11 protein-coding genes are annotated in these 12758 nt (G+C 69.4%); 5 read left to right on the top strand and 6 right to left on the bottom strand.

Features of this window, described 5'->3' with window-relative positions:
* The first annotated feature begins 9 nt into the window (after positions 1-9).
* Positions 10-744 carry a M23 family metallopeptidase gene (locus G6026_RS15360; RefSeq protein ID WP_241728125.1) on the top strand — a complete coding sequence of 245 codons (735 nt, stop codon included), beginning with the start codon at positions 10-12 and terminating at the stop codon, positions 742-744.
* Between the two features lie 64 nt (positions 745-808).
* Here the strand turns inward: G6026_RS15360 and G6026_RS15355 are convergent, their stop codons facing one another.
* Positions 809-3283, bottom strand: a complete 2475-nt coding sequence (locus tag G6026_RS15355) for a UvrD-helicase domain-containing protein (RefSeq protein WP_182613685.1) — start codon at positions 3281-3283, stop codon at positions 809-811.
* Between the two features lie 40 nt (positions 3284-3323).
* Positions 3324-4760 (bottom strand): sodium:alanine symporter family protein, encoded by a 1437-nt coding sequence (locus tag G6026_RS15350; RefSeq protein ID WP_107756997.1) that lies wholly within the window; start codon positions 4758-4760, stop codon positions 3324-3326.
* Positions 4761-4806: 46 nt separating this feature from the next.
* On the opposite strand from G6026_RS15350, the gene G6026_RS15345 reads away from it, so the two are divergent.
* Positions 4807-5085, top strand: a complete 279-nt coding sequence (locus G6026_RS15345; protein ID WP_107756998.1) for a chorismate mutase — start codon at positions 4807-4809, stop codon at positions 5083-5085.
* Here the strand turns inward: G6026_RS15345 and G6026_RS15340 are convergent.
* Positions 4994-5734 (bottom strand): DUF5701 family protein, encoded by a 741-nt coding sequence (locus tag G6026_RS15340; protein WP_228548998.1) that lies wholly within the window; start codon positions 5732-5734, stop codon positions 4994-4996. The two genes, G6026_RS15345 and G6026_RS15340, sit on opposite strands and share 92 nt — an antisense overlap.
* 105 nt (positions 5735-5839) lie before the next feature.
* Here G6026_RS15340 and pgi point away from each other — a divergent pair, with 105 nt between their 5' ends.
* From pgi to G6026_RS15325, 3 genes are all read left to right on the top strand, one after another.
* Complete coding sequence (pgi, locus tag G6026_RS15335; protein ID WP_107756999.1) at positions 5840-7486, top strand: glucose-6-phosphate isomerase; 1647 nt, start codon at positions 5840-5842, stop codon at positions 7484-7486.
* 65 nt (positions 7487-7551) lie between these two features.
* On the top strand, positions 7552-8145 hold the full coding sequence (locus tag G6026_RS15330; RefSeq protein ID WP_182613684.1) for a dihydrofolate reductase family protein: 594 nt from the start codon (positions 7552-7554) through the stop codon (positions 8143-8145).
* A gap of 170 nt (positions 8146-8315) precedes the next feature.
* A complete protein-coding gene (locus G6026_RS15325) occupies positions 8316-9953 on the top strand; it encodes an HNH endonuclease signature motif containing protein (protein WP_182613683.1) in 1638 nt (545 codons plus the stop codon).
* 4 nt (positions 9954-9957) lie between these two features.
* On the opposite strand, the gene G6026_RS15320 is transcribed toward G6026_RS15325, so the two are convergent.
* The 3 genes from G6026_RS15320 to G6026_RS15310 form a co-directional block, all read right to left on the bottom strand.
* Positions 9958-10713: an SDR family oxidoreductase gene (locus G6026_RS15320; RefSeq protein ID WP_182613682.1), complete on the bottom strand. Its 756-nt coding sequence runs from the start codon at positions 10711-10713 to the stop codon at positions 9958-9960.
* The gene (locus G6026_RS15315; protein WP_182613681.1) at positions 10710-11585 is read right to left on the bottom strand and encodes a DNA-formamidopyrimidine glycosylase family protein; all 876 of its coding nucleotides are present in this window, start codon (positions 11583-11585) and stop codon (positions 10710-10712) included. The genes G6026_RS15320 and G6026_RS15315 overlap by 4 nt, the downstream gene beginning before the upstream one ends.
* 72 nt (positions 11586-11657) lie before the next feature.
* Complete coding sequence (locus tag G6026_RS15310; RefSeq protein ID WP_107758171.1) at positions 11658-12554, bottom strand: cation diffusion facilitator family transporter; 897 nt, start codon at positions 12552-12554, stop codon at positions 11658-11660.
* Between the last annotated feature and the right edge of the window lie 204 nt (positions 12555-12758).

Genomic DNA, 12758 nt, shown 5'->3' with positions numbered 1-12758 from the left:
TCCGCCGTTCTGGCCGTCGCCGCCGGTGCCGCCGTGTCGGCAGCCTCTGCGGGCTCGGTCATGGACGTCGTGGGCACCCACTCCGCCGAGGCGGGCGACATCGCCCTCCTCGCCAACGGCGAGGCTGCCCCGGCGACCGGCGCGCCCGACGCTCCGTCATCCTCCACTCCCGCGACACCCTCCCTCCCCGAGCCCGTGGTCGTCTCGGCCCTCGACTCGGCAGCCGAGAACGCGCAGTCGGCCATGCTCTACGCCGGCACGGAGATCAACACCCAGCGTGAGATCGCCGAAGAGCAGGCCCGGCGTCCGAAGGTGGCTCTTCCCGCCGAGGGAACCTTCACCTCGGGTTTCGGCATGCGGTGGGGCGCGATGCACGCGGGGATCGACATCGCCAACTCCAACGGCACGCCGATCCTCGCGGCCACCGACGGAGTGGTGATCGATTCCGGCCCCGCTCAAGGGTTCGGGAACTGGATCCGGATCATGTCCGACGACGGCACGATGACCGTCTACGGACACATGGAGTCACTCGACGTCCGTGAGGGGGAGCGCGTCTACGCCGGTCAGCGGATCGCCGGCATGGGCAACATGGGCTTCTCGACGGGCTCCCACCTGCATTTCGAGGTGCTGCTCAACAACGGGTCCCAGCACGTCGACCCCGTCATCTGGTTGGCCCAGCACGGCATCTACCTCGCGGGCGCAGGAAGCGTGGAGGGTTCGAGCTCCATCCCCTTCGGCAGCTGACCCCGCGGCAGTAGACCCCCGGGGCAGTTGACCTCGGGGCAGCCGGCCCCCGGCAGGTCCCCCACTAGAGCTTCTGCATCGGGACTCCCCCGATCAGCATCAGTCGCACCGTCCCCGACGCGCCGAAGTCGATCGTCGCCGTCGCACGCGGACCGCTCCCGTCGCACGTGAGCACCTTGCCGAGCCCGTACTTGTCGTGCGTCACCCGATCCCCCGGCGCCAATTCCATGGTGGGCGCGGAGGACTTCGCCCTGGGGATCCCGGACGAGCGTCCGCCACCGGAGCCGAACCCGCCACCGGAACCGTAGCCACCCCCTGCACCGCCACCACCGAATCGGCGTCGCGGCGCGTACGAGTCGGAATCGCCGAACCCTCCGCCGCCGACCGGTTCCTCGCGTTGCCACTCGATCGCCTCGGAGGGGATCTCCTCGAGGAAGCGAGACCCGGGATTGGTCATGGGCTGGCCCCACGACGAACGCATCATCGCGCGGGTCAGGTAGAGACGCGTGCGGGCGCGGGTGATGCCCACGTATGCCAACCGCCGCTCCTCGGACAGCTCCGCCGGATCCCCGAGGGCACGCATGTGCGGGAACAGGCCGTCCTCCATCCCGACGAGGAACACCACCGGGAACTCGAGGCCCTTGGCGGTGTGGAGGGTCATGAGGGTGACCTGCCCCTGGTCCTGATCGGGGATCTGGTCGGCGTCCGCCACCAGCGAGACCCGCTCGAGGAAGGCCGCCAGCGAACCCGGCTCGGCGAGGCCCTCGTCCAGATCGGCCTCGCGGTCGCCGAAACCCAGCTCCCGCGCAGACCGCTGGAGCGCGGCCTCGGAGGAGAACTCCCGGCCCACACCCACCAGCTCGTTGAGGTTGTCCAACCGCGCCGCGTCCTGCGGGTCGTTGGAGGCCTCCAACTCGGCGCGGTACCCGGTGCGCTCCAGTACGGCTTCGACCAGGGCGCCGACGTCGGGGGCCGAATCCTCGCCTCCGGGGTGGTCTGAGCCGGCCATGCCCCCACGCAGCTCATCGAGCAGCGAGACGAACCCCGCGATCGCCTTGGCCGATCGCGTCGGCAGCAGCGCCACCCTGCCCTCGGCGGCGTCCCGCAGGGCTTCTCCGAAGCCGATGGCCCGCTGTTCGGCGTGGACCACCACACAGGCCTCCGCGCGGTCGCCGATCCCCCGCCGCGGCGTGTTGAGGATGCGGCGCAGAGCCACCGTGTCGTCCGGGTTGGCGAGCACCTTGAGGTAGGCGACCACGTCGCGCACCTCCTTGCGCTCGTAGAACCGGGTGCCCCCGACGACCTTGTAGGGCAGTCCCAGGCGGACGAACACGTCCTCGATCACACGGGAGGAGTTGTTCGTCCGGTAGAACACCGCCACGTCGGAATACCCGGCCACCCCGGAGTCCACGAGCCGGTCGATCTCCCCGGCGATGAACCGCGCCTCGTCGTGTTCATTGTCCGCCACGTATCCCACGAGCAACTCGCCGGTTCCCTCGTCGGTCCAGAGGTTCTTCTCCCTCCGGCCCGGGTTGCGGGAGATCACGGCGTTGGCGGCGGAGAGAATCGTCTGGGTCGAGCGGTAGTTCTGTTCCAGCAGGATTGATCGGGCGTCCGGGTAGTCGTGCTCGAAGTCCTCGATGTTGCGGATGGTGGCCCCGCGGAAGGCGTAGATGGACTGGTCGGCGTCTCCCACCACGCAGAGTTCGGCCGGTGCGACCCCGGCCGCGGCGTCGTCACCGGCCCCCGCCGCCCCGCCGACCAGAGTGCGGACGAGGATGTACTGGGCGTGGTTGGTGTCCTGGTACTCGTCCACCATGACGTGGCGGAACCGGCGCCGGTAGTAGGCCGCCACCTCCGGGTGCGACCGAAGCAGCGCCACGGTCTCCCCGATCAGGTCGTCGAAGTCGAAGGCGTTGGCCGCCTGTAGCCGCGCCTGGTACTCGGTGAACACCGCCGCGACCGTCTGCCCGGTCCGGTCCGAGTCCTCCAGCGCACGATCCATGGCCTCCGACGGCTCACGGAGTTCGTTCTTGTGGTTCGAGATGGCCGCGGCGAGCATCCGCGGCGTGAACTTCTTGATGTCGAGGTTCTGCTCCTTGGCGATCATGCCGAGCAGGCGACGGGAATCGTCCGAATCGTAGATCGTGAAGTTGGAATTGCGGGTACCCAGGAGCGCGGACTGGGCGCGCAGGATCCGCACGCAGATCGAGTGGAACGTGGCCACCCACATCCGCTCGGCGTGGGAACCCACCAGGCCGGAGACCCGCTCCCGCATCTCCGCGGCGGCCTTGTTGGTGAACGTGATGGCGAGGATCTGCCCCGGGTGCGCGCCCCCCTCGGCCAGCAGGTAGGCGATCCGCCTGGTCAGCACGCTGGTCTTACCCGAGCCCGCGCCGGCCACGATCAACAACGGGCCGCCGCGGTGCGTGACCGCGGCGACCTGCTGTGGGTTGAGCCCGTCGAGGAGGGGCGAATCGACAGAGGTGCGGCTGGCTGGAGCTGAAACGCTGGCTGGAGCGGAGGCGGAGTGGGTCATCGTGGTGTCCAATCTACCCACCCGCTCCGACAGCCCGATCTCAGCGCGGGCGGTCCCCCATGAACTCCTCGACCTGCGCTGCCGTCGCCGTCAGAGTCGGATCGTTGTCCAGGTAGTGCTTCGTCTCGCGGACGATGAGACCGGAGAGGACCAGGAGTCCGATGAGGTTCGGGATGGCCATCAGGCCGTTCATCACGTCGGCGAAGTTCCACACAACCTCGAGCTCGACGACCGCACCCACGAACACCACGCACGTGAAGACCATCCGGTAGGGAATGACCCCCCCGGCGCCCACGAGTCGCTCGACACACCGCTCGCCGTAGTACGACCAGCCGAGGATCGTCGAGAAGGCGAAGAACGCGATCGCCACCGCCACGAGCTTGTCGCCGTACGGCATCGCCTCGGCGAACGCGTCGGCGGTCATGGTGCCGGCCGTGTCACTCCCCCGCTCCCACACCCCGGAGGTGACGATCACCAGGCCGGTGAAGGTGACGACGATGATGGTGTCGATGAAGGTCTGGGTCATGGACACCAGGCCCTGACGGGTCGGGTGGGTGGTCTTGGCCGCGGCGGCCGCGATGGCCGCGGAGCCCATACCGGACTCGTTGGAGAAGATGCCCCGCGCCACGCCCATCTGGATGGCGTACATGATCGCGGCACCGGCGAAGCCACCCACCGCGGACGTGCCGGTGAAGGCCTCGGTGAAGATCTGCCCGAACGCCCCGGGGATCGCGTCGGCGTTGAGCACAAGGACGACCATCCCGCCGAGCAGGTACAGCACGATCATCAGGGGGACGAACCCTGCCGTGACCCGGCCGATGGACTTGATGCCGCCGAGAAGGACCGCACCGGTGAGGACGAACAGGATCACGCCGGAGGCCACGACGGGGATGCCGAAGGAGTTGTCGAGCTGGGCCGCCACCGCGTTGCCCTGCGTCATGTTTCCGATGCCGAAGCTCGCCAGGACCGCGAACACCGCGAAGACGAGAGACAGGACGAGTCCCACCCGGGCGCCGGTCCGGCCGAACAGATCGGCGAATCCCCGGTGGAGGTAGTACTGCGGACCACCGGACTGCTCGCCACGGGCGTCGGTCACGCGGTACCGCACCCCCAGGAAGGCCTCCGAATACTTGGAGGCCATTCCCACGAGGGCGGTGACCCACATCCAGAAGAGCGCGCCGGGCCCGCCCAGGGAGATCGCCGTCGCGACACCGACGATGTTGCCCACGCCGACCGTCGCGGCGAGCGCGGTGGTCAACGCCTGGTACTGGCTGATGTCACCCGCGCCGCCGTCGTCCCGGCGCCGGAGCAGCCCCAGGTTGAGCGCGGGGCCCAGTTTGCGGAACTGGATCGCGCGCAGCCTGATCGTGAGGAACAGGCCGGTGCCGAGCAGCAGCGGGATGAGGACGAATGGTCCCCAGATCACGGATCCGATGTCCGCGAGAAGCGTGTTCAAGTTGTCCACGGGCGGCAACATTAGACTGTCCTGAGGGTCCAGCGGAAGAGAGTGGGATGATTACGACATGAACCCTGACCCCGCCGGCACGGACGATCCGTTGTCCGAGGCCCAGATCCAGGAGCTCCGTCTGGAGATCGACCGGTTGGACGCAGAGATCCTGGACGCGATAGTCCGCCGCAGCGAGATATCCAAGCGCATCGGCCGCACGCGGATGAAGTCCGGCGGCACCAAGCTGGTCCACACCCGCGAACTCAAGGTCTACGAGCGCTTCTCTTCCCTCGGCCAGGAGGGGCAGACCCTCGCGGGGATGCTCCTGCGCCTGGGTCGCGGGCGACTGGGCTGAGACCCGGACCGACGCGTCCGGCGGTGGAGGCGAACCCCAACCACGTGTGGTGGTTGTTCGCCCAGCACCAGCCCACCTTCGGGGCCCCCTTGCTCTCCCGACCGTCGCGGCCCGTCCCCCCGCTGATCCACAGTGCCGGGGTCCGGGCGTCCAGCGCTCCGTCGGCCTTGCGCTTCCGCGACCCGATGCACATGAAGCACCTGCCGGGTTCGAGCATCTCCGGCTGTTGGAGCAGCCAGCTCACCCCCTCGGAGATGGTCAGCGGAGTGCGCCCCCGCCGGGCGAACTCGGCGTGCGCGTCGGTCGGGGTCCAGCCCAGCATGTCGTCGTCACGTGTCACGTCATCGACCAGGTAGAGCGGGGCGTCCGGCACCCGGACGTCGTCGGTCGGTGTGAACTCGGCCAGGTCGGACATGTCGACCACGACGAAACCGGCCCTACCCTCACGTCGCAGCAGGCTCACGAGTTGAGCGGTGGGAACTAACGAGGGGTGGACCGCCAGCACCGGCCTTCCCACGGCCACGTCGGCGGGGAGTGACGCGGCGTGCTCCCGCAGCCGCCCGGCGGTGATCCCGGCGAGCCCGGGCACGCCCAGCTCGACCAGTCGTTCCACCTGGGGCGAGACGGAGGAGTCGGACGGAGGAGTCATGGGGGTCACGTGTGTGGAACGGACAACGCGGCCCCCGTATTCCCGACTAGCCTCGCATACGGACGGCGGGCGACCCCCGGGCGGCGAGACTGGGCAGGAGCGGTTATGACGGACATCAGCACGACCCCGCAGTGGTCGGACATCGAGGGCCTCGTTCCGATGATCGGTGGCGTGACCCTCCGCGAGTTGTTCGCCGCCGACCCGGAGCGGGGTCGCCGCATGACGGTCACCGCGGGCGACCTACACATCGATCTGTCCAAGCACCTGGTCACCGACGAGGTCATGAGCGCGCTGACCGAGCTGGCCCACGCCGCCCGTCTGCCGGCGCAGCGGGCCGCGATGTTCCGGGGTGACCGGATCAACACGACCGAGGACCGATCCGTCCTCCACACCGCGCTCCGTCTCCCCGCCGACGCCGAGCTCGTCGTCGACGGACGGGACGTGGTGGCCGACGTCCACGGGGTCCTCACCCGGATGGCCGATTTCGCCGAGCGGGTCCGCTCCGGCGAATGGACGGGGCACACGGGGGCGCGGATCGACACCGTGGTCAACATCGGCATCGGGGGCTCGGACCTCGGTCCCGTGATGGTCGACAGGGCCCTGCGCCACCTGCAGACCGCGGGCGTCCGCGCACGCTATGTCTCCAACGTGGACCCTGCGGACCTCTCGGACGTGCTCTCCGAGGTCGACCCCGCCACCACTCTCGTGGTCGTGGCCTCCAAGACCTTCACCACGCAGGAGACCATGGCCAACGCCCATGCCGCGCGCCGGCACTTCGTCGAGGCGCTCGGGTCACAGGACGCGATCGCGTCCCACTTCGTGGCGGTGTCGACCGCCACCGAGAAGGTGGCCGACTTCGGGATCGCGGCGGAGAACATGTTCGAGTTCTGGGACTGGGTCGGGGGCCGGTACTCGGTGTCGTCGGCGATCGGCCTGTCGGTGATGATCACGGTGGGACCGGCGGCATTCGTGGAGCTGCTCGAGGGCTTCCACACCATGGACCTGCACTTCGCGACCGAGGCACCCGAGCACAACGCGCCGGTCCTCATGGCCCTGCTCGGCATCTGGTACACCTGCTTCCTCGGAGCCCAGTCCAAGGCCGTGATCCCCTACGCCCAAGGGCTTCTCCGCTTCCCCGCCTACCTGCAGCAGCTCACCATGGAGTCCCTCGGCAAGTCGGTCCGGCTCGACGGCTCCGACGTCTCCTACCCCACCGGTGAGGTCTACTGGGGCGAGCCCGGCACCAACGGCCAGCACGCCTTCTTCCAGCTCCTGCATCAGGGCACCCAGCTCGTCCCGGTGGACTTCATCGGTATCGCCCGCCCGGTGACGGACCTGCCCGCCGCGGACGGCGCCGGCTCGATGCACGACATGCTCGTTGCCAACCTCTTCGCCCAGTCCCGCGTGCTGGCGTTCGGCAAGACCGAGGAGGAGGTGCTCGCGGAGGGGGTCGACCCCGAGCTCGCGCCCCACAAGGTCATGCCCGGCAACCGGCCGTCCACCACGATCCTCGCCCCGTCGCTCTCACCCGGGGTCCTCGGCCAGCTCATCGCGCTGTACGAACACGTGGTGTTCACCCAGGCCGCCGTGCTGGGCATCAACGCCTTCGACCAGTGGGGGGTCGAGCTGGGTAAGGCGCAGGCCGGCGAGCTCCTGCGGGCTCTGACCGCCGAGAGGCACCCGGGAGACGGTTTCGATTCCTCGACGGATTCTCTCGTGGAGATCTACCGCGAGGCCCGCGGTCGCCGCTGAGTCGGCCCTCCTCGCCCACGAAGGGCTCGTAACCGGGTGTCGTACCCCGGTGCGATCATTCCCGCATGAGCACCGTCTACTGCACCGCCACCAGCCTCGACGGGTACATCGCCGACGACGAGGAGAGCCTCTCCTGGCTGTTCGCGACCTCCGGCGGGGCAGATCCCACAGGTGGCACACCGACCGAGCCCGACCCCGCGCTCCCCGCCCTCCACTTCGACCGCTTCTATTCCGGCGTCGGTTCACTCGTCTGCGGGGTCAACACGTTCGAGTGGGTGCGCCGCGACCTCACGAAGGACGGCCGACCGTTCGTCTGGCCCTACTCCGTGCCGAGCTGGGTCGTCACCCACCGCGATCTCGATCCCGTCGACGGAGTCGAGTTCGTCGCCGGTGACGTCGGCGATCTGCACCCCCTCCTGGTCGATGCCGCCGGCGGCGGGGATGTCTGGGTGGTCGGTGGTGGCGACCTCGCGGGCCAGTTCGCCGACCGGGGGTTGCTCGACCGGGTCTGGATCCACCAGTGTCCGGTCGTCCTCGGTTCCGGGCGTCCCCTGCTGCCCCGCCGGCTCCGTCTTCGCCGTCGGCAGCTCGAGGCGCAGGGCCAGTTCACAGCGATGCTGTTCGACGTGGTGGGCCCCGAGGCGCGCCCCACCCGCTGACCGGGCCGCCTACCGGGCCGTAGCGCTGACCTGCGTGCACGCCTGCGTTCTCGCCTGCCCGAGTCTCGGCGATGACCAGTCCACACCCCTTGAACATTCGAACCTGTGTGCGTAGTATCGAACGTACATTCGATAGGCGTCGGACACTCGATGGTGACGGGGGGTGCGGTATGGACGGCGACGAGAACCCGTTCACGGGCAGCGCTTCCCTCGGCTCCTCCGGAGTCGATCCGCTGACCAGGTTGACCACCTCGGTTCGTGCCGGCTGGGAGGCGGAGAACCGGGCCGCTGCCCGGCGATTGTCGGCCTGCTACGACCTGCTGCTGGAGTGCCTGCGCCGCGACCACTCGGGCGCCGGCCCGGAGTCCCCGCCCGGCCACGCGGTGGTCGACCCGTTCGATGTGGCCACCGGGTACGTGGTGGCAGCGATGGCCGTCTCCACCCTGCGGGCCGAATCGATGGTCTCCTTCGCCGCGGACCTGCACCAGCGCTACCCCGCCGTCCTCGCAGCCCTGGCCTCAGGGCGCCTGGACCAGCGCGCCGCCGAACTGCTGGCCCGCCAGATGGCCACCGTCGATCCCTCGGTCCTCCCGCAGGTTCAACAGGATGTCGTCGACGACTACCTGGCCGCGATCGAGGCCGGCGAACGCCTCGGGGCGCGAGCGATTCGCGATGCGGTGGACGCGGTCATCGCCCGACACGACGCCGACGGCATCCGCAGGCGCAAGGAGGACGCCAGCCGTGCCCGCGGAGTGCGCATCAACAAGGGCGCCGACGGCATGTCCACCGTGTCGGCCATCCTTGCCACCGAAGAGGCGGCGGTCCTCGCCGAGGCGATCGACCAGCGCGCTGCCGAACACGCCGCCGCCGAAGCCGCCGCCGCCACCACCGAGGGGACCGGCCAGCCGGACCCGGACTACTACTACTCCAAGGCCGAACGCCGCGCGGACGCGCTGCTGTCACTCGTGTGTGGCGACAGCCCGCAGCCCGGCAGTTCGGACCATCCCGTGTCGCCGCTGCGACCCAAGGTCACCGTGATCGCTCCCGGCAACACCGGCGCGGACAACCCCGGTGCCGACGGCGACGGGGTGCGGGTGGAGTTCACCCGGACGGGCGAGGCCGCGCTTCAGGCTCTGCTGGACATGCTGAACATCAGCGACGGTGCCAGCGTCGAGAAGGTCGACCCCCGCATCGGTGCCGCCGACGACGCCGGCCGCGGCCTCAAGTACCGGCCCGGAGCCGAGTTGGCACGCCGCATCAGGCTGCGCGACGGAACCTGCCGCCACCCCGGGTGTGCGGTTCCAGCCGATGATTGTGACATCGATCATGTCCGACCGTTCGACCACGCCGACCCTGCCCGGGGCGGGCCGACCGAAGAGCACAACCTCATGTGTCTGTGTCGGCGTCACCACCGGTTCAAGACCTTTTCCGACTGGATCTACAACCTGGAGCCCGAGGGAGGTCTCACCGTCGTCACCCCCGATGGGGCGACCATGACGACCCGACCCTCCGGGCCGCTCGGGGCCTACCGCCGCGAGCAGGCCCGCGCGGAGTCCCAGGCCTGGAATAGGCAACAGCAGCGAAACCCGGACCCGACCACCACAGGCGGTGAAGCACGGCCGGAGCCCACTTATTGGTCTCGCCGAGCGCTCCGCCTGAACGCCGAGCGCGCCCGCGCACATGGATCGGCGGACACCCGCTTCGTCGACCACGGTCGCTGGTGGCGGCGGAACGCGCCCGTGGTCAGCACGGTCGAGGACGAGGTCCGGGCCCTACTCGACGACCTCCTCAGCCCGCCGCCCTTCTAGCAGGTCAGACGAACCTGCGGCTGATCTTCTCCGGCAGGAGTGTCAACAGGGGACCGATCGCCTTCCAGGGCTTGGCGGGGACGAGTGCCCGAGTGGGCTCGGCGTCGATCGTCCTCACCAGCGCGTCGACGCCCTCGTCGAATTCGGTCATCAGTGAGGTCTTGACCGAGCGGTTGATGTCGGTGCGGATGTACCCGGGGAGGATGTCGGTGACCTTGATGCGGCTGCCCGCGCTGTCGAGTTCGGCGTGCAGGCCCTGCGCCAGCGAGGACACGAACGCCTTGGTGGCGCCGTAGGTGTTCTGGGCCTTGGGCATACCGCGCAGGGAGCTCACGGACGAGATGAACACCAGGTGCCCCTCACCCCTCTTGTTCATGAGCTCCATCGCGGCCTCGGCCTGGTTGAGGGTGCCGATCACGTTGACCATCGCGGTCTCGCGATTGGCGTGCGCCTTGCCGGTGCCGATGGACGCCCCCTTCCCGAGTCCGGCGTTGAGGACAAAGCGGTCGATGCCTCCGAGCTCCGCGTCGAGCTCACCGAACACCCGCTCCACCGCGTCGCCATCAGCCACGTCGAGTTCGCGGACCGCTACCGTGATCGAGGGGTTGGCGGCCACGAGCTCGGCGCGGAGCTCCTCGAGGCGGTCGAGGCGGCGGGCGCACAGCGCCAGGCTCTTGCCCTGCGCGGCCCAGCGACGGGCCATACCCTCGCCGAGACCCGCGCTGGCTCCGGTGATCAGAATCGTGTTGCGGTCGGTCACAGGTTCTCCTCCGTTGGCGATGGCCCCAGTGTGGCACGCCCCGGTTGGCACGACGGGCAGCGGTAGGCGATGCGATCGAGCGAATCGCTCGGTTCATCGGGGTCGGCGAGACCACCCAGTCGGAACGTCTCCACCTGGGTCCCACACCTGCGGCAGGGTTTGCCGTCCCGCCCGTACACCCACAGCTCCCTCCCGCGGCGCGTGTCGCCGGTCGTGACCCGGACGGAGCGGTCGGCATTGGCGAGGAGCATCCGCCGGGCGAGGACCACCACCGCGCGCAGATCCGGCACCGCCTCGACGGGCTCCCTCGGGTCGAGGCCTCGCAGAAAGCAGAGCTCGGCGCGGTAGACGGTGCCGATCCCGGCGAGATTCCTCTGGTCCAACAGTGCCTCCCCGATCGTCCGGGTGGGCCGCTCACCGATTCGCCTGATCACCTCCGCGACGCTGGCGTCCGGGTCCCAGTCCCGCCCCAGGAGATCGGGGCCGAGGTGGTCGACCGCCCGATCGGCCTCGGACGGGTCCAGTGCGCGCAGCACTCCGAGTTCGGTGCCCACCACCTCGACGTCACCCGCACGCAGAAGCAGCCGGACGGTGTGCGCGGGGAACCGCCACCGCTCTCCCGCACGATGGATGTGGATGCGGCCCTCCATCTTCAGGTGGATGTGCAGGGTGACGGGGTCCCGACCCTGCGCGTCGGGGCCGACGACGACGAAGAGGTGCTTGCCGCGGGACCGGGCGGTGACCACGGCCCTGCCCCGCAGGTCCACCGCTGCGAATCGGGGGACTCGCAGCTCGGACTTGTCGAGGGTCCGTCCGGCCAACGCCCGGTCGACCCGCTTGGCCACCCTGTAAACGGAATCACCCTCCGGCACCGTCGCCCCCTCTGTCCACTGTGTCTGCTCTGTCCACTGTGTCTGCCCTGGCCGCTCTCCGAATCGCCGAGTTCACCATCCCAGAGCGCGGCACTCCACGACGCCGGCGGTCTCGATCTGGACTGTCGCGTGCTCGATTCCGTGGGCTTCCCGCAGGACGCGCCGCGCCTCCTCAAGGATTCCGGCGTGCTGCGCCCCGGGGGCGATCACCAGGTGGACCGTCCCGACATCCATTCCGGAGGTCAGGGTCCACAGATGCAGGTCGTGCACCCCCTCCACGCCGGGCACCGACGCGAGTTCGGACTCCACCGCAGCGGGGTCGACCCCGGCGGGCGCGTGCTGGGCCAGCACCGCGACGACCTGTCGACCGAGGATCACCGCTCGGATGACGATGAACGCGGCGATCGCCACGGCCACCACGAGATCCCACACGGTCGATCCGGTGGCCCGGATGAGCAGCGCGGCCGCGATCACCCCCACCGATCCGGCCGCGTCGGCCAGGACCTCGAGATACGCGCCGCGGACCGCGAGGCTCTCCGATGAACCGCTGCGCAGCAGGAGTAGCGAGACGACGTTGACGACCAGTCCCATCGCACCCACGATCAGCATGGTCCCGGTGGCGACGTGCGCGTCCGAACCCAACCGGCTGAACGCCTCGACCAGGACGTACACGCCCATTCCGCCCATGATGAGGACCGCGAGCGCGGAGGCGAAGATCTCCACCCGATAGTGGCCGAACGTCCGTCGGCCGGAGCGGTCCGGACGCGAAGCGATCACCGTGGCCGCGAGCACTGCGCCCAGCGCCACCACGTCCGCCCCCATGTGGCCGGCATCGGAGAGTAGCGCCAGGGAGCCGGAGATGACGCCGGCGATCAGCTCGACGACGAAGAACACCGAGGTCAGAGCAAAGGCGCACGCCAGCCTCACCCGGTAGCGAGCCCCGGCGTGGCCGGACGGTTGCGTGCTCACCGAGCCGTGCGTGTGGGCGGAGCCGTGCGCGTCGGCGGGGCCGCGGGTGTGGGCGGAGCCGCGGGTGTGGCTTCCGTGTGAGTGCCCTATCCCCATTCCAACGCCCCTCTCTATATATGCATTGATGCGCATATCTTAACTCGTTGGCGTGGGTGACTCAATGGCCGAGGCGTGGGCCATCACCGCCGGGGGCGGAGTGCCTCA

It is taken from the genome of Dietzia sp. DQ11-38-2, from assembly GCF_014145055.1.
Lineage (GTDB): Bacteria > Actinomycetota > Actinomycetes > Mycobacteriales > Mycobacteriaceae > Dietzia.
The sequence above is the reverse complement of the archived record's forward strand: the minus strand, read 5'-3'. Positions and strand labels throughout refer to the sequence as shown.